This window comes from Burkholderia sp. Bp8986 (genome assembly GCF_003854225.1).
GTDB lineage: Bacteria > Pseudomonadota > Gammaproteobacteria > Burkholderiales > Burkholderiaceae > Burkholderia.
On sequence record NZ_QTQM01000019.1, the window covers coordinates 13,608 to 33,887 of the forward strand.

Genomic DNA, 20,280 nt, shown 5'->3' on the forward strand with positions numbered 1-20,280 from the left:
CGTTACCCCTTCGTGCCGCAGGCGGCGTCCTTCAGATCGAGGACGTGGCCATCGTTGTATTTCGCGATGATGTTGTGGAAGAGCCGCGGATCGACCGACGAGAAGTAGCGCACGGGCGCCTTCTCGCTCGGCTGCGCGACGGTGCCGTACACGGTCGCGTCGAGCCGGTCGGGCGAGGCCTTGACCTTCTGCACCCATGCGTCGAACTGTTCGCGCGGCTCGGCGAGCGTGCGGAACTTCATGTCGGAGAAGCCGCGGCCGCTGAAGTTGGCGGACGTGCCCGCGTAGTCGCCGGCTTCGTCGGCGATCAGGTGCAGGCGCGTCTGCATGCCGGCCATCGCATAGACCTGGCCGCCGAGCTGCGGAATGAAGAACGAGTTCATCACCGAATCCGACGTGATGCGGAAATTCACCGGCGTGCCGACCGGAATCGCGAGCTGGTTCACCGACGCGATGCCGAGTTCCGGATAGATGAACAGCCACTTCCAGTCGAGCGCGACGACCTCGACGTCGATCGGCTTCACCGACGACTCGAGCGGCTTGTACGGATCGAGCTCGTGCGTGGTTTTCCACGTGAGCACGCCGAGGAACAGGATGATCAGCGTCGGCACCGTCCAGATCACGACCTCGATCGCGGTCGAGTGCGACCAGTTCGGCGCATAGGCGGCGTTGCGGTTCGATGCGCGGTAACGCCACGCGAACCACAGCGTGAGCAGGATCACCGGCACGACGACGATCAGCATCGCCCATGTCGAGGTCGCGATCAGCGCCTTTTCGGCGGCCCCGACGCTTCCTTTCGGATTTAGTACATCTAAATTACAGCCTGACAGGCTCAGCGCCGCGCCGATCGATATCAGCGCCGTCCAGCCTTTTGAAGCTCTTCTTTTCATCACACAGCCCGAGGGTCATTGAATCCGTTGCGTTTGCCCGATGCGCATTCGATCCACGAAAGTGGCCGAATCATACGTCGCGCGGGCGCGGCGAAAAACCGGTGGGTGCGACAAATCATCATTGCAGAATCCGCAGTGAGACAGATTGTCGCGGGGCAATTTCACGCAGCCGGGAGGCGGCCGCGGGCCTCGGGTCTCACGCCGAGGGCCTTGAGACGGCCGAAATCGGCGGAAGCCGCGGGCTCGTGTCCGCCCTGCCCCGATGAATGCGCGCGCAACGAGGTCCGCATCGGCACGCGATGCGGACCTCGTGCGCGGCGTCACGCGCTCAGCCGTGCGCCGCGGCCATGTACGCCGGCTGCGCCGGTGCGCCGCCGTCCCCGGCCGGCAGCTTCGAACGGCTCGCTTCCTCGATCAGCCGTGCGACGGTCGGATCGATCGCGTCGGTGAACGGCTTCGGATCGACGCCCACCATCAACACGATCAGCGCGAGCGACGCGAACATCACGATCTCGCGACGGCTCAGGTCGGCGAGCTTCGCGATGCGCGGACCCGCGATCTTGCCGAACACGACGCGCTTGACCATCCACAGCGTGTACGACGCGCTGAGGATCAGCGTGAGCGCCGCGATCGCGCCGATCCAGAAGTTGACGCGGATCGCGCCCATGATGACCATGAACTCGCCGACGAAGCCCGACGTGCCCGGCAGGCCGACGTTGGCCATCGCGAACAGCAGCGCGAACGTCGCGAAGCGCGGCATCACGCCCGCCACGCCGCCGTACGCGGCGATCTCGCGCTGCTTCGTGCGATCGACCAGCACGCTCACGCACAGCAGCATTGCGCCCGCGACGAAGCCGTACGACACGAGCTGCACGATCGCGCCTTCGACGCCGATCTGGTTGAACAGGAACAGCCCGAGCGTGACGATCCCCATGTGCGCGACCGTCGAATACGCGAGCAGCTTGCCGAGATCGGTCTGGGCGAGCGCGATCAGGCTCGCGTAGACGATCGCGAACAGCGACAGCGCGATCACGGCCGGCGCGAAGAAGTGGCTCGCGTCCGGCGTGATCGGCAGCGCGAAGCGCAGGAAGCCGTAGCCGCCGAGCTTGAGCATCGCGAGCATCAGCGCGGCACCCGTCGGGCCGTCGGTGTAGACGTCGCGCAGCCACGTATGAACCGGCCACATCGGCACCTTGACCGCGAACGCGGCGAAGAAACCGAGGAACACCAGCAGCTGCGGCGCGAAGCCGAGCTGCAGCGTGCGCCATGCGTTCATGTCGAACGTATGCGACTTCGCGTACAGGTACAGCATCGCCATCAACAGCAGCAGCGAACCCGCGAACGAGATGAAGAAGAACTTCACGGCCGCGTAGACGCGATGCTCCCTGCCCCACGTGCCGATCAGCAGGTACAGCGGAATCAGCGTCGCCTCGAAGAAGATGAAGAACAGCAGCCCGTCCTGCGCGACGAACACGCCGACCATCAGCCCCGACAGGATCAGGAACGACGCGTAGTACTGCGCCACCCGCACCGTCACCGCTTCCCACGACGCGATCACGACGACGAGCGTCGTGAAGGCGGTCAGCACGACGAGCCACAGCGACGCGCCGTCGATCCCGACACGCCAGCCGGCGTTGAAAGCCGCCAGCCAGTTGCGGGTTTCGGCGAACTGCATCGCGGCCGAGTGCGAATCGAAACCGGTGACGAGCGGCACGACGGCGGCCAGCCCCGCGAGTGCGCCGACCAGCGCGATCAGCCTCGTGCGACGCGGATGACGGTCGGAACCGGCGCGCAGCAGGCACGCGCCGAACAGGATCGGAACCCAGATCGCCAGGCTCAGAAAGGGGAAATCATGCATGTCAAACAGGCCTTGAGAGGGTCGCGCGCTGCATCGGAAACAGGCGTGACGAAGGAAACGAAATCAAATCGACAGATAGATTTCGCGGACCGCCAATGTTGGCAAAATGTAAAGCGGAATCAGGGCAAAGCTTGACGCCGCTCAAGCGCAATCGGGTTAACCAGCATAAGGCGAATGATTATTTTTTGCATCGCAGCAGAGGAGCTTTTCACGACGCCCGGATAGATCGCTGATTTTTATGCGTAATTTTTCGTATTGTGATGCGACGCCGATCGCACGAATCGGTGCGATGCCGCATTTTTGGCCGGAAGACCGATTCTTCGGGGCGCAAGCGTAGAATGCGGGGAAGGATGAATGAGAGCGATTCAATCCTTACACGGATACTTTCATTTTTATTTCACCGGCCGCCGATCGCCGCGATCCGGAACACCGGAAATCGCGGCGCATTCCGTCAGCGTTGATGGCTCAGCCTGTCCCATACGCGCATCGTCACCGCGCGATAGTGGTTGTGTTGCGCGGGGAAATGGACGAAGCGGCTGTCGCGCGTCGCATAGACCGGCGATGACGCGAGCGACATCGCATCGACGATGTAGCGCGCGTCGATCATGCCCGCCTCCAGCAGTTCGACATAGAGCGCCTGCTGGTCGCCGCCGCTCGCATAGACCGACGACCGATCGCCGATGCGCTCGATGCGCGCACATATGCGCTCGACCAGTTCGCGCATCGGCGCGACGTTACGCACGCCGATCATGCACGAGTTGATCGCCCAGGCCGTGTGGTCGGTGCCGATCACGAAATCGCGGCCGTCGATCACGCCGTCGACCGTCTGGCGCTGGTCGATCGCGAGGATGTCGGCGTCGACCCAGAACACGAACGCGTGATCCGGCAGATGTTCGCGAATCAGGTGCAGCTTCGCCCAGTTCGCATCGACGCCGGCCGGCAGGAGCGCGGGCGGTTCGCGATACGCGTGGTACGCATAGCCGTGTCGCGTGCAGTAGCGAACGAAGTTCTCTTCGTGAAGATCGCCGTAACCGGCGATGTGCGACGTGTGCAGGCTCACGAACGCAATGCTTGCATGCGGGTTCAGGTGTCGCGCCGGTTCGCGCGGGCGTTGCTGCGCGGTGCGCCAGTCGTCCATCGCGCTCGGCTGCTCGCCCCGCTGGACACGCGCCGCGTCGTCGACGAGCGCGAGCACGTAGCGAAAGTCGTAGTCGGGCGTCGGCACCCATACGCCATCGATCTGCTGCCATTCGGGCGCCTGGTGCGCCACGAGCGGATGCGCGCCGACGACCGCGTCGATCGCTAGCCCGTCGCGCCATACCGTCTGGGCCGACGCGAAATGGCCGGTCGCGAGCGGCTGGTCGAACGGCAGCGGCGGGAAGTGCTCGGCAAGCAGCGTCGCCTCGCATGCGTGTTGCCGCTCGGGCAGGCGCATCGCCCACTTGCCGAGCTCGACCACCAGCTTGCGCAAGCACTCGCGCACGTCGGGCACGTTGCGAAAGATCATGCCGCTCGCGGCGGGCAACGACGACTTCGAGGTCTGCGTCGTGACGATCGCGTCATAACCGTCCGCGACGGCCGGCAACGCATGCTGGCCGAACACGACCGAGAACGGATCGAGCACGAGCAGCAACGCGCCCTGCTCCATCGCGACGAGCTGCGCGATGATCGCGTGGTACTTGTGCAGCACCTGCTGGCGCTCGCCGTACACGTGCGTGCCGTCGACGATCGCGTGCCGGTAGCCGTGGGCCCGCGCGTAACGTTCGTGATTGTCGACGAGCCCGTCGACGGGACGGTGCGAAAGGATGGTCAGTACGGAATGCATGCGTGCCGGAACTCCCGATTGAGCCGCGCGAGGCGATACGCCTATTTAGCGCATGAGCGCCGCCCGAGTCGAGCATTGATTGGCTGTCCGGACGAAGCGTGGCGCCGGGCGGTGCGTGCGGAAACGACGCCGGAAAAGAAAAAGCCCCGCAAGTCCGAGAACTTGCGGGGCTTTGTCACCGCTTTTGGCGGAGACGGAGGGATTCGAACCCTCGATCCAGGTTTTGGCCCAGATGCTCCCTTAGCAGGGGAGTGCCTTCGACCTCTCGGCCACGTCTCCCAAACTTTCGCTCGCACCAGGGAGGCAGTGCGACGAGAACGAGATAATATAGGGTTTCGAACCGTGCGTCAATTTCCGTGATGCATTTTCTTCAATACATCACGAAAAAATTCACGCGGCCTGGTCGAGTTCGAATGCCTTGTGCAGCGCGCGGACGGCCAGCTCCATGTATTTCTCGTCGATCAGCACCGAAATCTTGATTTCGGACGTCGAGATCATCTGGATGTTGATGCCCTCTTCCGACAGCGTGCGGAACATCTTGCTCGCGACGCCCACGTGCGAACGCATGCCGACGCCGACGACCGACACCTTCGACACCTTCGGGTCGCCCTGCACGCGCTCGGCGCTCACATGGCCCTGCACCTGGTTGGTGAGGATGTCCATCGCCTTCTGGTAGTCGCCGCGGCCGACCGTGAACGTGAAGTCCGTCTTCCCTTCGACGCTCTGGTTCTGGATGATCATGTCGACGTCGACGTTCGCGTCGGCGACCGGGCCGAGGATCTGATACGCGATGCCCGGCTTGTCGGGCACGCCCATCACCGCAATGCGTGCTTCGTCGCGCTGGAACGCGATGCCGGAAATGACTGCCTTTTCCATGGTCTCGTCTTCTTCAAAAGTAATCAGGGTGCCCGAGCGCATTTCTTCGTCGAGCGCAATCAGCGGATCGGTCAGGCTCGACAGCACGCGCGTCTTCACCTGGTATTTGCCGGCGAATTCGACCGAGCGGATCTGCAGGACCTTCGAGCCGAGGCTGGCCATTTCCAGCATTTCCTCGAACGTCACGCGATCGAGGCGTCGCGCCTCTTCGACCACGCGCGGGTCGGTCGTGTAGACGCCGTCGACGTCCGTATAGATCAGGCACTCTTCGGCATCCAGCGCGGCCGCGACCGCCACCGCCGACGTGTCCGAGCCGCCGCGGCCCAGCGTCGTGATGTGGCCGTCCGGATCGACGCCCTGGAAGCCCGTGATGATCACGACCTTGCCGGCGTTCAGATCGGCCTTCACGCGCTCGTCGTCGATCGAGTGGATGCGCGCCTTCGTGAACGCGCTGTCCGTCTTGATCGGCACTTGCCAGCCGGCATAGCTCACGGCCTCGACGCCGATTTCCTGCAGCGCGATCGACAGCAGGCCGACGCTGACCTGCTCGCCGGTCGACGCGATCATGTCGAGCTCACGCGGGCTCGGCTGGCTCGAAATCTCTTTCGCGAGACCGAGCAGACGGTTGGTTTCGCCGGACATCGCGGACGGCACGACCACCATCTGGTGCCCGGCCTGATGCCATTTTGCGACGCGTTTCGCGACGTTCTTGATGCGCTCGACCGAGCCCATCGAAGTGCCGCCGTATTTGTGTACGATGAGTGCCATTGTCGTTCTGAACTGGAGGAGAAGCCGCACGGGCGCGCTGGGCAGGCCGCGTTGCCGTTCGGTCACGCGGCTTGTGGCTGTGGACGGACGACGAGGGGGACGGCTGGGACGCAACACGCAAGCGTGACGGATTTTGCCCGGAAGGCCGATCAGGCCGCGCAAACCGGGTACGTCACGCGGAAAACCTGCACAAATCGCTCAAAAATCGAGCCGAGCAAACGACCGAGCGTACCCGATAGAGGCCCGCTTGACAAGCCGCTCACCGGTTCGGCAAGCGTTCCGGCGCTGTTTACCAAATGGTGAAAACCGGCGCGCGATCGCGCGGCGGCAAGCGTGTCGCCGCTATGCGATCAGCAGGTCGGGACGCCATTCGATCCGGCGCCACGCGCCGGCATCGGCCAGCCCGTCGCCGTGATTCACGCCGAGCCGCGGCACGTAGACGAGCCGCTCGCCCGCAAACAACAGCGGCACGTCGCGCTGCCAGGCCGGCACGCCGCGCTCCTGGAACAGGTTCTTCAGCGTGCGGCCCGGGCCGCCGGGCGACGTACGCAGCCGCTCGCCGCCCGCGCGGGCGCGCGCGGCGAGCGTCGCGCCGCGCAGCAGCGCCTCCGGCACCGCGCCGTCGCTGCCGGCCTCGGCCGGCGCGAACACGAACGTGCCGCGCCATGCCGGCACGCGCCAGACTTCCTGGCCGTCCCACGCGAGCGAGGATTCGGGATGCGGCGTTCCGGTGCCGTCGTCGGCCGGCTCGGCGCTGTCGCCCGCCTCCCAGTACACGGTGTCGCGATAGAGCCGCAGGCACTGCCCCGCGTGATCGACCCGCAGCGCATGCGCGTCGTGCGCGGCGCGCAGCTGCCGCATCATGTTCGCCAGCCGCCCCGCCGACGCACCGGGCAGCCCGAGCCGGCGCATCCAGAAACGCAGCAGGTTGGCGCCGCGCGTATCGTCGAACGCGACCAGCGCATCGCGCGACAGCGCGCGGCCGTCGTCGCGCGCGGCGCCGGCGAAATCCAGTTCGGCGAGATCGTCGAGCAGCCGCTGCGCGGCGGCCGCATGCTGGGCCGCGCGGCCCAGCGCATCGCGAAAACCCGGGAAATGCACGGCGAGCGCCGGCAGCACGTCGATGCGCAGCGCATTGCGCGCGTAGCGCGTGTCGCCGTTCGATTCGTCGTCGATCCACGTCAGCGCGCGCTGCGCCGCATAGCGCTCCAGTTGCGCGCGCAACAATCGCAACAGCGGCCGCACGCGCTCGACGCTTGCGCCGTCAGGCCGATAACGCGGTGCCATCGCGGCCAGGCCCGCGATCCCCGCGCCGCGCAACAGCTGAAGCAGCACGGTCTCCGCCTGGTCGTCCGCATGCTGCGCGACCCAGAGCGCGGCCACGCCGTGGCGCTCGCACATCGCGTCGAGCGCCGCATAACGGCGCTCGCGCGCGGTCGCCTCGATGCCGAGGCCGCTGTCGCGCGGCACATCGACACGCTCCGACTCGAACGCGACGCCAAGTTGCCCGGCCGTCGCCTGCGCATGCGCGACCCATGCGTCAGCGTTCGCGCTAAGGCCGTGGTGCACGTGCAGCGCGACGCAACGCGCGGCGCCCGCCACACGCACGGCCGCGTCGAGCAGCACCGTCGAGTCGAGGCCGCCGCTGTACGCGATCGCGATGCGCGCATCGGCCGGCAGATCGGCAAGCGCAACGCCGACCGCGTCGAGGACGACACGGTCGGCGGAGAATTCGGTCGGGGGGATCACGAGCGAGACGCGCCCCGGACGGCGCGCGATGCGAACACGCCGGTCATGCGCCGGGCGTGGTTTCCTTGAACTTGCCGTAGGCCATCAGGCGCTCGAAGCGGCGCTCGCGCAGCGCATCGATGCTCATGCCCTGGAACTGGCGCAGCGAATCGGCGAGCGCACGGCGCAGCAACGCTGCCATGCCCTTCGGATCGCGGTGCGCGCCGCCGAGCGGCTCGTTGATGATCTTGTCGATCAGGCCCAGCGCCTTCAGGCGATGCGCGGTCAGGCCCAGCGCTTCCGCGGCCTCGGGCGCCTTCGCGGCGCTCTTCCACAGGATCGACGCGCAGCCTTCCGGCGAGATCACCGAGTAGGTCGAGAACTGCAGCATCATCACGGTGTCGGCCACGGCGATCGCGAGCGCACCGCCCGAACCGCCCTCGCCGATCACGGTCGTGATGATCGGCGTCTTCAGTTCGGCCATCACGTACAGGTTGCGGCCGATCGCCTCCGACTGGCCGCGCTCTTCCGCGCCGATGCCCGGGTATGCGCCCGGCGTGTCGACGAACGTGAAGATCGGCAGCCCGAATTTCTCGGCGAGACGCATCAGCCGTTCGGCCTTGCGATAGCCTTCCGGACGCGGCATCCCGAAGTTGCGCGCGGCGCGCTCCTTCGTGTCGCGGCCCTTCTGATGGCCGATCACCATGCACGGATGGCCGCCGAAGCGCGCGAGGCCGCCGACGATCGACAGGTCGTCCGCGAACGCGCGGTCGCCATGCAGTTCGTGAAAATCGGTAAACAGTTCCGCAACGTAATCGAGCGTGTACGGACGCTGCGGATGCCGCGCGATCTGCGAGACCTGCCACGGCGACAGGTTCGCGTAGAGGTCCTTCGTCAGTTGCTGGCTTTTCTTCGACAGCCGCTCGATTTCTTCCGAAATATCGACAGCCGAGTCGTCCTGCACGAATCGCAGCTCTTCGATCTTGGCCTCGAGTTCGGCGATCGGCTGTTCGAAATCCAGAAACGTGGTCTTCATGTGTTCGAATCCTTGGGTCTTGCGGCAGCGCGTATTCTACCCGCGCGGGCGACGTGCAAAACCGGCTCTCAACTATTGATGTTTAAAACCCGATAGCCGTCAATCGGCGTCGGCGTCCGGTGCGTCGAGGCTGCGCCACATGTACCAGGTCGCGACGGTACGCCACGGCTCCCAGTTGGCGGCCACTTCACGCGCCTCGCTGCGCGTTACGGGCTCCCCGCTGAAGTAATTGACGCTGATCGCGCGGATCAGGCCCGGATCGTCGAGCGGCAGCACGTCCGGCCGCGACAGGTTGAAGATCAGGAACATCTCGGCCGTCCAGCGGCTGATGCCGCGGATCTGCGTGAGTTCCGCGATCACGTCCTCGTCGTCCATCGACGTCCATTTGTCGACGTGCAGCGCGCCCGACACGAAGTGTTGCGCGAGATCGAGAATATATTCCGTCTTGCGCTTCGACAGCCCGCACGCGATCAGCTTGTCCGCGCCGAGCCGGATGACCGGCTGCGGTGCGAGTTTCGGACACGCATCCTCGATGCGCGCCCACAGCGCCTGCGCGGACGGCACCGAGATCTGCTGGCCGACGACCGAACGCGCGAGCGTGACGAACGGGTCGCCGCGCTTCACGAGATGCGCGGGGCCGAACTTCGGGATCAGCTTCTTCAGGATGCGGTCGCGCTTGACGAGATCGGCGCTCGCTTTATCCCAGTACGCGGGACGCACGACGCCATCGGCGCCGTCGACTGCCGCATCGGCTGCCCGCACCTTGCGGGCCGCGTCGGCGGCCGCCATCGCGACCTCCGGCTGCGCCGCGTCCACGCCCTTCGCGCGCGCGGGCTTTGCATGACCGTTGAGCGCGCCGTTCGGCACGGCGCGCGTCGCGTCCGCCTTCGCCGCTGGCGCGCGCTTGGCTGCCGGACGCGCGGCGAGCGGAGTCGCACGCCTGACCGGCGCTTTTCTGGCCGTTGCCATCCTGCCTCCTACCTGACGGATCGGTCAGTGGAACGCATCGCGCTCATACGCGACGCCATTCGGTCGATCCGCCCGGTTTGTCTTCAAGTGCGATACCGGCGTCGAGCAGTTCCGCCCGAATCCGGTCCGCTTCGGCATAGTCCTTCGCTTGCTTCGCCGCGACACGCGCGGCGATCTTCGCTTCGATTTCGTCGGCTGCGAGCCCGCCCGCCTGCGCGGCACCGGTGCCCTGCTGCAGGAACGCGCGCGGTTCGCGGCCGAGCAGGCCCAGGAGGCCCGCCAGTTGTTTCAGTTGCCGCGCGAGCGATGCATCGCGCGTGCGATTGACTTCACCCGCCAGTTCGAACAGCGTCGCCACCGCGACCGGCGTGTTGATGTCGTCGTTCATCGCGGCCGCGAAACGCTGCGCGTGCGGCTCGTTCCAGTCGAGCGCGAGCGTGTCGGGCTCGACATCCTTCAGCGCCGTGTACAGGCGCGTGAGCGACGCGCGCGCGTCGTCGAGATGCACGTCGCTGTAGTTGAGCGGCGACCGGTAGTGCGTGCGCACGATGAAGAAGCGCATGACCTCGGCGTCGTACCGCTCGAGCACTTCGCGGATCGTGAAGAAGTTGCCGAGCGATTTCGACATCTTCTCGTTGTCGACCTGCACGAAGCCGTTGTGCATCCAGTAGTTGACGAACGTCTGGCCGGTCGCGCCTTCGCTCTGCGCGATCTCGTTCTCGTGGTGCGGGAATTGCAGATCCTGCCCGCCGCCGTGGATGTCGAAATGCTCGCCGAGCAGCGTGCAGCCCATCGCCGAGCACTCGATGTGCCAGCCCGGCCGGCCCATCCCGTACTTCGATGCCCACGACGCACCGTCGGGCTCGTCCTCCTTCGCGCGCTTCCACAGCACGAAGTCGAGCGGATCCTGCTTCGCATCGTTTGCGGCAACGCGCTCGCCCGCGCGCAGGTCGTCGAGCGACCTGCCCGACAGCTTCCCGTAGTTCGCGAACTTGCGCACCGAATAGTTGACGTCGCCGTCGCTCGCCTGGTACGCGTAGCCGTTCGCCTCGAGCTTCTCGATCATCCCGAGCATCTGCGGAATGAACTGCGTCGCGCGCGGCTCGATGTCCGGACGCTGGATGCCGAGCGCCGCCTCATCCTCGTGCATCGCGCCGATGAACCGGTCGGTCAGCGACTTGATCGTCTCGCCGTTCTCGACCGCGCGGCGGATGATCTTGTCCTCGATGTCGGTGATGTTGCGCACGTACGTGACCCGATAGCCGATCGCACGCAGCCAGCGCTGGACGAGGTCGAACACGACCAGCATGCGCGCGTGGCCCACGTGACAATAGTCGTAGACGGTAATCCCGCATACGTACATCCGCACTTCGCCTGACTGGCGCGGCACGAAAACTTGCTTGTCACGCGCGAGCGTGTTGTAGATGCGCAGTGATTCCATAGAGATGAACCGTGAGCCGAAGGAAACCGCCCTGGCGAAGCTCGCCCAGCATGCGAAACGCACGGACCACCTGCTGCGGCTCGCCGCCGCGCGTCCTCGTTATCACATGGGGCGGTCAGGCTGCAAGCACAGCGGTGACGGCCACGAGAGGCAAAGAAAGACTGTCTGCCGCTCGCCGGAACGCGCAGACGTTTTGTTAGAATGGCTCGGAGTATAACATTCCGATTTACGCCTATGAAACCTCATCGCGGCCGCGCGCCGAGCGCTGCGACCCTCGTTGCGACCGCCGTCATGGGCGTCGCACTGACGCTGTTCGCAGCCCCCGCGGCGCATGCGCAGAAGGCCCCGGCCACCGCCGACGGCACGCCCGAAATCGACGCGTCGATCTCCGGCAAGCAATGGAAACAGGCGCTCGCGCAACTCGACGCGCGCATCGCGGCGAATCCGCACGACGTGCAGGCGCAGTTCAAGCGCGGCACCGTGCTCGCCCGCCTGAACCGCGACGACGACGCGATCCAGCAGTTCATCGCGATCACGCAGGCCTACCCCGAACTGCCCGAACCGTACAACAACCTCGCGGCGCTCTACGCGAAGCACGGCCGCTACGACGAAGCGCGCAGCGCGCTCGTCACCGCGACGCAATCGAACCCGAGCTACTCGCTCGCATACGAGAACCTCGGCGACCTCTATCTGCGCCTCGCGGCCGAATCGTACAAGCGCGCGCAAGCGCTCGGCCGCACGAGCGGCGCGACCGCACAGCGCCTCGCCGACCTGCAGAAGATCGTGTCGCCGCCGAAGCCGGCCGCCAACGCGCGCGGCGTCACGCCGGCCACGCGCGCATACACCGATCGCGCCGCCGCAAACGTGAGCACCACCACGCTGCCGATATCGCCGACGTTCCAGTTCAACGGTCCGTCCGGTGCGCTGGCAGCGCCGTACGTCGCGCCGTCGCAGTAAGCGGCGCAACCTTCCCTCCCTCCCAACCTGAGGATCGCAATGAAACGTCTGTTGCTGGCGCTTGGCGGCGCCGCCCTTCTCGCGACCGCGCCCGCGTTCGCGCAATCGGCCACCGCGCACCCCGTCGTGCAGCTGAAGACCTCCCAGGGCGACATCCGTGTCGAGCTCTACCCGGAGAAGGCGCCGAAGACGGTCGCCAACTTCCTCGACTACGTGAAGGCCGGCCAGTACAACGGCACGATCTTCCATCGCGTGATCAAGGGCTTCATGATCCAGGGCGGCGGCTACAAGACCAACTTCGAGGAGAAGCCGACCCGCGCGCCGATCCCGCTGGAAAGCCGCAATGGTCTGAAGAACCTGACGGGCACGATCGCGATGGCGCGTACCAGCGATCCGAACTCGGCCACCGCGCAGTTCTTCATCAACACGGTCGACAACAGCGGCCTCGACTACCCGAACCCGGACGGCAACGGCTATGCGGTGTTCGGCAAGGTCGTGTCGGGCCTCGACGTCGTGAAGAAGATCGAAGGCGTGGCGACGACCTCGCGCGGCCCGATGCAGGACGTGCCGGCCCAGCCGGTCCTGATCGAATCGGCCAGCATCGTTTCGAAATAAGCACCTGCCGGCACGTCCGGCGCCACACGCGGCCGCGTCGCACGACCGGCCGCGTGCCATTTAAACCGCCTCACCGAAGGAATTCATCATGGTTGAACTGCACACGAACCACGGCGTGATCAAGCTCGAGCTGGACGCCGCGAAGGCACCGAAGACGGTCGAGAACTTCCTCAACTACGTGAAGAAGGGCCACTATGACGGCACGGTGTTCCACCGTGTGATCAACGGCTTCATGATTCAAGGCGGCGGCTTCGAGCCGGGCCTGAAGCAGAAGCCGACCGACGCGCCGATCGACAACGAAGCGAACAACGGCCTGAAGAACGACAACTACACGATCGCGATGGCGCGCACGAACGATCCGCACTCGGCGACCGCCCAGTTCTTCATCAACGTGAACGACAACGATTTCCTGAACCACTCGTCGCCGACGCCGCAGGGCTGGGGTTACGCTGTGTTCGGCAAGGTTGTCGAAGGCCAGGATGTGGTCGACAAGATCAAGGGCGTCAAGACGGGCAACGCGGGCTTCCACCAGGACGTCCCGACCGACGACGTCGTGATCGAAAAGGCCGTGGTGGTCTGACCCACAGCCGTTACGGAGGCACTTCGATGTTGCAGGAGAGTCCGCCGCGAAGCGTCTCCGCGGGCGTGCCGGGCGAGCGCGAATACGCGCAAGCCGCACGCCCGTTCCTGTTTCTCTCCGATCTGCACCTGAGCGAGGCGATTCCGAAGACGGTCGCCGCGTTCGAGCATTTCGTGAAATACACGGCCGACAGCGCCGACTCGGTGTTCATCCTCGGCGACCTGTTCGAATACTGGATCGGCGACGACGTGCTCGACCACGATCCGTTCGCGGCACGCATGGCCGCGCTGATGCATACGTTCTCGGAGCGCGGGATCGCGCTTTACGTGATGCACGGCAATCGCGATTTCCTGCTCGGCCGGCGCTTCATGAAGGCGGCCGGCGCGATGTTGCTGCGCGACCCGGCGCTGATCACGTCGTTCGGCCAGCGCATCGTGCTCACCCACGGCGACGCGCAATGCACGGCCGATCGCGGCTATCAGATATTTCGGCGGTTTGCCCGCAATGGCGTCGCGCAGGCGCTGTTTCTCGCGTGGCCGTTCCGCTGGCGCCGCGCGCTCGCGCAACGGATGCGCTCGAACAGCGAAGCGGGCCGGATGCGCCCCGCTTCGGCGATCTACGATGTCACGCGTGAAGGCATCGCCGCGCTGTTCCGGAAGAGCCGTGCGAGCGTGATCATTCACGGCCACACGCATCGCCCCGCGCGCCACCTCGAACCGGGCGGGATTCGCTGGGTACTGCCCGACTGGGATCTCGACCACGGCATGCCGCGCGGCGGCTATCTGCGCGTCGACGCCGAAGGCATCCACGCGATGCCGCTCGACTGACGCGAGCGACACGGCCGCAGCTGCCGGCGGCCGCCGGCATGCGCCGCATTACGCCTGGCGCTCGACCGCCTTGCCTTCCAGCACCGCCGACAGCCTGCGCAGATCGAGACGCGCCGCGTCCGCGCCCTGCAGCGTTTCCAGATGCGTGCCGAGCTGCTCGAGCGCCGCGACGATCTCGTCGACGCGCCGGCTTTCCTTCGCCGCGTGGTCGATCAGGCCGTGAATCGCGAGCGACATCGGGTCGTCCGCGTTCGGCGTGATCCCGTACGCGCAGAACGCGGCGCGCTCGGGCTGCGGCTTCGGTTGCGCCGGCATCACGATGCGCGCCGGATTGCCGACCGCGGTGCCGCCTGCCGGCACCGGCTTCACGACGACCGCGTTCGAACCGATCTTCGCGCCCGCGCCGACCGTGAAACCGCCGAGCACCTTCGCGCCCGCACCGACGATCACGCCGGCCTCGAGCGTCGGATGGCGCTTCGCGCCGCGCGTGAGCGACGTGCCGCCGAGCGTCACGCCCTGATAGATCGTGCAGTCGTCGCCGACGATCGCGGTTTCGCCGATCACGACACCCATCCCGTGATCGATGAACACGCGCCGGCCGATCGTCGCGCCCGGGTGGATCTCGATACCCGTCAGGAAGCGCCCGGCCTGCGACGCGAAGCGTGCGAGCCAGTAGCGCTTCGCGCGCCAGCACGCATGCGCGAAGCGATGCAGCACGAGCGCGTGCAGCCCCGGATAACAGGTCAGCACTTCCCAGGCACTGCGAGCGGCGGGATCCCGCTCGCGAATCGTCGCAACGTCTTCGCGCAGTCTGGTGAACATGATCGGGTCTGGGCTGGGGAAAAGGCCGGCACGCCCGCCGGCAACGGCCGGTCGTTATCGCGCCGGGTAATTTGCTTATGATGTTCGGCGATTGTAGGGCCACTCGCCCGCGGCCGCACAGCGTCGCGCGTTCCCCCCGTCGGCGGCGCGGGTATTCGCGCGGGACGCCGGTCGTGGCCAGGTAACGCGGTTATGCGGTTATGCGGTCGTCCGGCGGCCGGGCACGGACCGGGCACCCCCGTCGCGGCGGCCGATGCGACACGCCGGCTGCAGGCGGAGCGCATCCGTCGAACGCATGAGCGCCCCGCCGCGGCGTACTTCGGCCGCTTACGCGTCGCCTTCGGGCGTACCGGCCTTCAGCAAGATGTGCTTCGCGATGCCGCGCAGGATGTTGACCTCCTCGCGCTCGAGGCCGGTGCGCGCGAACAGGCGCCGCAGCCGCGGCATCAGCTTCTTCGGGTTGCGCGGGTCGAGAAAATCGAGCGCGACCAGCGCATTCTCGAGGTGCGCGTACATCCGCTCGATCTCGTCGCTCTGCGCGAGCGTGCCGACCTCGGGCTGCGCGTCGCGCGGCGACTCGCTTCCCTGCTCCAGGAACGCGACACGCAGTTCATACGCGAGCACCTGCACGGCCTGCGCGAGGTTCAGCGAACTGTAGGCCGGATTCGCCGGGATATGCGCGAGCGCGCTGCACTGCTCGACGTGCTCGTTCGCGAGGCCCGTGCGTTCGTTGCCGAACACGAGCGCGATGTCGCCGGTGCCGACCTGCGTGTGCGCCTGTTCGGCGGCCGCGCGCGGCGCAAGGCGCGGCGGTCCGTATTCGCGCGTGCGCGCGGTCAGCGCGATCGACCAGTGGACGCCGGACAGCGCGTCGCCGAGCGTGGGCACGACGTGCGCGGACGCGAGGACGTCGTCCGCACCGCTCGCCATCGCGATCGCCTCGGGGTCGCTCTGCACGTGCGGCACGCGCGGCGCGACCAGGACGAGCCTGGAGAAACCCATCGTTTTCAGCGCGCGGGCGGCCGCCCCGACATTGCCGGGATGGCTCGGCTCGACGAGCACGAAACGGGTGGAAGTGAAGCCGCCGGACAGCGGCGGGGACGAAGCCGCGCCCGATTCGGACGGCACGGCGGGGTTCTGCGGGGTTTCCACTACATACGACTCGGTTCGTCAGAATGGCAGTATGGTATCGCCATCGCCCCGGCAAACCCACTCGTCCGGACGGCCAGTGGGGTTTCCCCGCATCCCGGTCACCTGAAACTCCCGAAAATCGGGTAAAATCATGCGTTTACGCGCCGCACCCCGTGCGGCGCGGGTCGTACCCTGCTCTTTGTCAATTCGCGTCTCATCTCGCCCGGCACGTTTTGCGCCGTTCCGGGCGGTGTGTTCCACTTCGTGGCGGCCCGTGCCGCCGGCTACAGGATCCAGGCTCATGCATCCCATGCTCAACATCGCTGTCAAGGCTGCGCGCCGCGCCGGACAGATCATCAACCGTGCCTCCCTCGACCTCGACCTGATCGAGATCCGCAAGAAGCAGCAGAACGACTTCGTCACCGAAGTGGACAAGGCCGCCGAAGAGGCGATCATCGAGACGCTGAAGACCGCCTACCCCGACCACGCGATCCTCGCGGAAGAATCGGGCGAATCGGAGAACGAATCCGAATTCAAGTGGATCATCGATCCGCTCGACGGCACGACCAACTTCATCCACGGCTTCCCTTATTACTGCGTATCGATTGCGCTCGAGCACAAGGGCGTCGTCACGCAGGCCGTCGTCTACGATCCGAACAAGAACGACCTGTTCACGGCCACCCGCGGCCGCGGCGCGTACCTGAACGACCGCCGCATCCGCGTCGGCCGCCGCGACCGCCTGGCGGACGCGCTGGTCGGCACGGGCTTCCCGTTCCGCGAGAAGGACGGCCTCGACGCCTACGCGCGCCTGTTCACCGAAATGACGCAGGCCTGCACGGGGCTGCGCCGTCCGGGCGCGGCCGCACTCGACCTCGCGAACGTCGCGGCCGGCCGTCTCGACGCGTTCTTCGAGCAAGGCATCAACGTGTGGGACATGGCGGCGGGCAGCCTGCTGATCACCGAAGCCGGCGGCCTCGTCGGCAACTACACGGGCGACGCCGATTTCCTGCATCGTCACGAGATCGTCGCGGCGAATCCGAAGATCTACGCGCAGATGATCCCGATCCTGAACCGCTACAGCTACATGCATCCGGCAGCGGAGTAAATCCGCGCCGCGCCCGCGCCCGTCTCAACACCGCCACGACTTCGTGGCGACCGTATCCGAATATTCATGTTACGGCTAAGCGAACTTAAACTCCCGCTCGACCACCCCGAGAGCGCCCTCGAAGCCGCGATTCGCGCGCGCCTCGCGGAGCTTGGCGTGGCGGCAGACGGGCTCCTCCGTTACACGGTGTTCCGCCGTGCGCACGATGCGCGCAAGCGCTCCGACATCAAGCTCACGTACATCGTCGATGTCGAGGTCAAGGACGAAGCGGCCGTGCTTCCGCGACTCGCCGGCACGCCGCATTGCGGCGTGACGCCCGACATGGCGTACCACTTCGTCACGAAGGCGCCCGAGCACGGCAACTTCCTGCGCCCAGTCGTCATCGGCATGGGGCCGTGCGGCCTGTTTGCGGGGTTGATCCTCGCGCAGATGGGTTTCCGCCCCATCATCCTCGAACGCGGCAAGGCCGTGCGCGAGCGCACCAAGGACACTTTCGGCCTGTGGCGCAAGAGCGTCCTCAATCCCGAGTCCAACGTGCAGTTCGGCGAAGGCGGGGCCGGGACGTTTTCCGACGGCAAGCTGTACAGCCAGATCAAGGATCCCCATCACTACGGCCGCAAGGTGCTCGACGAATTCGTCAAGGCCGGCGCGCCGGAGGACATCCTCTATCTGAGCCGGCCGCACATCGGCACGTTCCGCCTCGTCAGCATGGTGGAAAAGATGCGCGCGACCATCCACGAACTGGGCGGTGAAGTGCGCTTCGAAACCCGGGTCGAGGACATCGAGATCGATCAGGGCAAGGTGCGCTCGCTGACGCTGTCGAACGGCGAAACGCTCCGGTGCGATCACGTGGTGCTGGCCGTGGGCCACAGCGCACGCGACACGTTCCAGATGCTGCACGTTCGCGGTGTGTATGTCGAAGCGAAGCCGTTCTCGCTGGGTTTCCGGATCGAACATCCGCAGGGGCTGATCGATCGCAGCCGCTTCGGCAAGTTCGCGGGCCACAAGCAGCTCGGCGCGGCCGACTACAAGGTGGTTCATCACTGCAGCAACGGACGCGCGGTCTACAGCTTCTGCATGTGCCCCGGCGGCACGGTGGTCGCCGCGACCTCCGAGCCGGGCCGCGTGGTCACCAACGGCATGAGCCAGTATTCGCGCGCCGAGCGCAACGCGAACGCGGGCATCGTCGTCGGCATCACGCCGGAGGACTATCCGGGCGGCCCGCTCGCGGGCATCGCGTTCCAGCGCAAGTGGGAAGAACGCGCGTTCGAACTCGGCGGCGGCGATTACAGCGCGCCGGGCCAGCTGGTCGGCGATTTCATCGCAGGACGGCCGTCGACGTCGCTCGGTTCCGTGGTGCCGTCGTACAAGCCGGGCGTGCGCCCGACCGACCTCAGCACCGCGCTGCCCGACTACGTGATCGAAGCCATTCGTGAAGCGCTGCCGCAGATCGACAAGAAGATCGCCGGCTTCGCGATGCACGACGCGGTGCTCACCGGCGTGGAAACGCGCACGTCGTCGCCGATCCGGATCCGGCGCAAGGACAATTACCAGAGCGTGAACGTCGAAGGGTTGTATCCGGCCGGTGAAGGCGCCGGGTATGCCGGCGGCATCTATTCGGCAGCCATCGACGGTATCGAGGTCGCGCAGGCGGTGGCGCTCGATCTGATGTCGGCGCACGCGTCCTGATATTGCCCGTCAGGCCCGGCGCACGAAGGTCCGTGCGCCGGGTGATCCAGCAGTATCTGCGCCCTGCCTGACAACGTTCGCCACGCGAAGCTACCCCCTCTTTGCGATGCGCCGCGGCCATTAGTGGTCAATGTGCCGAACACGGCCGATGCCAGGCCAAATTTCGCTTTGGTATACTCCGCGGCCGAATTCTCCACGTTTCCACGAATCCATGACCGCCGCACAGTCGGACAACGCGTCATCTGATTTCATGCCGGCCGACCTCAGGCAAAGCGTGGTCACGCAGACGCTGCCGCACGCCCAGGTCGGCATCAGCCGACTGCAGACATCTCGTAGAAATATTGGCCGAACCGCGCCATACGAACTTGAAGACGCCGATCTCATCGTGTTGCAATTGCGCGCGTTCGGCGAACAGGAATTGTGGCTTGACGGACGTGTTGCTCGTTTCGTCCCCTATGACGCAGGGACCGTCACGATTCACGACCTCGATCGCAGCTGGGTTTCCGACCTGAAGGGGGCGTTCGACTGCATCCATTTTCACCTCCCGCGCCGAACGCTCGAGGAGACAGTCGATGAAATCGGTGGCAGGCAGCGGCCCCAGCTTTACTTGCCGCCGCATTTGAGTGCGACGGATCCGGTCATCCATCGCCTGGGCCAAGCCCTGCTCCCCGCCCTGGCGCGGCCCGAGCACGCATCCCAGCTGTTCGTCGACCACGTCGCGCTCGCCTTCCAGACGCATGTCGCGCGTCTGTACGGCGGCATCGGCGAGCGGCGGGAGAAGTCGACCGGCAAACTCACGGCGTGGCAGGAGCGCGTGGCGAAAGGCTTTCTGCTCGAACACCTTACCGGCAACATCTCGATCGCCGATGTGGCGAAAGCGTGCGGCCTGTCTCGTGGCCACTTCGTCAAGGCCTTTCATCAGACCACCGGGTTACCGCCCCATCGCTGGCTGATCAATCAGCGCATCGAACGCGCAATGATGTACATGCGCACATCGTCGATGCCGCTGCAAATGATCTCGGATGCATGCGGCTTCGCCGACCAGAGCCACTTCACGAGAACATTCACGCGCGTGACCGGTGTTACGCCGCGTCGTTGGCGCATGGACAACGTTTGAGGAGCGTGGCCGACGCGGCTCTTGCGAGTCACATGAGCATCCGACC

General features: G+C 66.1%; 17 protein-coding genes, 1 tRNA gene and 1 pseudogene. 8 read left to right on the forward strand and 11 right to left on the reverse strand.

All coding sequences use genetic code 11. The annotated features are described in order from the left end of the window. Positions 1-2: 2 nt before the first annotated feature. The 5 genes from cyoA to DID99_RS18405 all read right to left on the reverse strand — a co-directional run bounded on the left by cyoA (position 3) and on the right by DID99_RS18405 (position 6,217). Positions 3-890: a ubiquinol oxidase subunit II gene (gene cyoA / locus DID99_RS18385; RefSeq protein WP_044847970.1), complete on the reverse strand. Its 888-nt coding sequence runs from the start codon at positions 888-890 to the stop codon at positions 3-5. Between the two features lie 328 nt (positions 891-1,218). Further along, positions 1,219-2,748 carry a NuoM family protein gene (locus DID99_RS18390; protein ID WP_124667260.1) on the reverse strand — a complete coding sequence of 510 codons (1,530 nt, stop codon included), beginning with the start codon at positions 2,746-2,748 and terminating at the stop codon, positions 1,219-1,221. Positions 2,749-3,199: 451 nt separating this feature from the next. Further along, the gene (locus DID99_RS18395; RefSeq protein WP_124570252.1) at positions 3,200-4,573 is read right to left on the reverse strand and encodes a hypothetical protein; all 1,374 of its coding nucleotides are present in this window, start codon (positions 4,571-4,573) and stop codon (positions 3,200-3,202) included. Positions 4,574-4,758: 185 nt separating this feature from the next. Continuing rightward, positions 4,759-4,852 (reverse strand) — tRNA-Ser (locus tag DID99_RS18400). A 111-nt stretch (positions 4,853-4,963) separates the two neighbouring features. Then, entirely contained in the window at positions 4,964-6,217 is a 1,254-nt protein-coding gene (locus DID99_RS18405; RefSeq protein WP_040144529.1) for an aspartate kinase, read from the reverse strand. Between DID99_RS18405 and DID99_RS38480 the strand changes: the two are divergent. Beyond that, positions 6,200-6,437, forward strand: a pseudogene (locus DID99_RS38480) (hypothetical protein); the annotation flags it as partial. The gene DID99_RS18405 and the pseudogene DID99_RS38480 sit on opposite strands and share 18 nt — an antisense overlap. Before the next feature lie 122 nt (positions 6,438-6,559). Here DID99_RS38480 and tilS read toward each other — a convergent pair. The 4 genes from tilS to cysS all read right to left on the reverse strand — a co-directional run bounded on the left by tilS (position 6,560) and on the right by cysS (position 11,391). Further along, positions 6,560-7,966 carry a tRNA lysidine(34) synthetase TilS gene (gene tilS / locus DID99_RS18410; protein ID WP_124522113.1) on the reverse strand — a complete coding sequence of 469 codons (1,407 nt, stop codon included), beginning with the start codon at positions 7,964-7,966 and terminating at the stop codon, positions 6,560-6,562. Positions 7,967-8,009: 43 nt separating this feature from the next. Continuing rightward, positions 8,010-8,981, reverse strand: a complete 972-nt coding sequence (locus tag DID99_RS18415; protein WP_006478433.1) for an acetyl-CoA carboxylase carboxyltransferase subunit alpha — start codon at positions 8,979-8,981, stop codon at positions 8,010-8,012. A 99-nt stretch (positions 8,982-9,080) separates the two neighbouring features. After that, a complete protein-coding gene (locus DID99_RS18420) occupies positions 9,081-9,950 on the reverse strand; it encodes a DNA-3-methyladenine glycosylase (RefSeq protein ID WP_124488283.1) in 870 nt (289 codons plus the stop codon). 43 nt (positions 9,951-9,993) lie between these two features. Further along, positions 9,994-11,391 carry a cysteine--tRNA ligase gene (gene cysS, locus DID99_RS18425; RefSeq protein ID WP_124570254.1) on the reverse strand — a complete coding sequence of 466 codons (1,398 nt, stop codon included), beginning with the start codon at positions 11,389-11,391 and terminating at the stop codon, positions 9,994-9,996. 234 nt (positions 11,392-11,625) lie between these two features. On the opposite strand from cysS, the gene DID99_RS18435 reads away from it, so the two are divergent. From DID99_RS18435 to DID99_RS18450, 4 genes are all read left to right on the forward strand, one after another. Next, on the forward strand, positions 11,626-12,348 hold the full coding sequence (locus tag DID99_RS18435; protein ID WP_185640822.1) for a tetratricopeptide repeat protein: 723 nt from the start codon (positions 11,626-11,628) through the stop codon (positions 12,346-12,348). Positions 12,349-12,387: 39 nt separating this feature from the next. Next, complete coding sequence (locus DID99_RS18440; protein ID WP_012364186.1) at positions 12,388-12,963, forward strand: peptidylprolyl isomerase; 576 nt, start codon at positions 12,388-12,390, stop codon at positions 12,961-12,963. A gap of 88 nt (positions 12,964-13,051) precedes the next feature. Beyond that, the gene (locus DID99_RS18445; protein WP_006483987.1) at positions 13,052-13,543 is read left to right on the forward strand and encodes a peptidylprolyl isomerase; all 492 of its coding nucleotides are present in this window, start codon (positions 13,052-13,054) and stop codon (positions 13,541-13,543) included. Positions 13,544-13,569: 26 nt separating this feature from the next. Then, a complete protein-coding gene (locus tag DID99_RS18450; protein ID WP_044847977.1) occupies positions 13,570-14,370 on the forward strand; it encodes a UDP-2,3-diacylglucosamine diphosphatase in 801 nt (266 codons plus the stop codon). A 48-nt stretch (positions 14,371-14,418) separates the two neighbouring features. On the opposite strand, the gene cysE is transcribed toward DID99_RS18450, so the two are convergent. Next, positions 14,419-15,192, reverse strand: a complete 774-nt coding sequence (gene cysE / locus DID99_RS18455) for a serine O-acetyltransferase (RefSeq protein WP_044847978.1) — start codon at positions 15,190-15,192, stop codon at positions 14,419-14,421. A 327-nt stretch (positions 15,193-15,519) separates the two neighbouring features. Next, positions 15,520-16,344: an RNA methyltransferase gene (locus DID99_RS18460; protein ID WP_124667261.1), complete on the reverse strand. Its 825-nt coding sequence runs from the start codon at positions 16,342-16,344 to the stop codon at positions 15,520-15,522. Between the two features lie 280 nt (positions 16,345-16,624). Between DID99_RS18460 and DID99_RS18465 the strand changes: the two genes are divergently transcribed. The 3 genes from DID99_RS18465 to DID99_RS18475 all read left to right on the forward strand — a co-directional run bounded on the left by DID99_RS18465 (position 16,625) and on the right by DID99_RS18475 (position 20,234). Beyond that, positions 16,625-17,428 (forward strand): inositol monophosphatase family protein, encoded by an 804-nt coding sequence (locus DID99_RS18465; protein ID WP_044847980.1) that lies wholly within the window; start codon positions 16,625-16,627, stop codon positions 17,426-17,428. A 66-nt stretch (positions 17,429-17,494) separates the two neighbouring features. Further along, positions 17,495-19,117 carry an NAD(P)/FAD-dependent oxidoreductase gene (locus DID99_RS18470; protein ID WP_124667262.1) on the forward strand — a complete coding sequence of 541 codons (1,623 nt, stop codon included), beginning with the start codon at positions 17,495-17,497 and terminating at the stop codon, positions 19,115-19,117. Positions 19,118-19,328: 211 nt separating this feature from the next. After that, a complete protein-coding gene (locus DID99_RS18475; RefSeq protein WP_124488286.1) occupies positions 19,329-20,234 on the forward strand; it encodes an AraC family transcriptional regulator in 906 nt (301 codons plus the stop codon). Positions 20,235-20,280 lie beyond the last annotated feature (46 nt).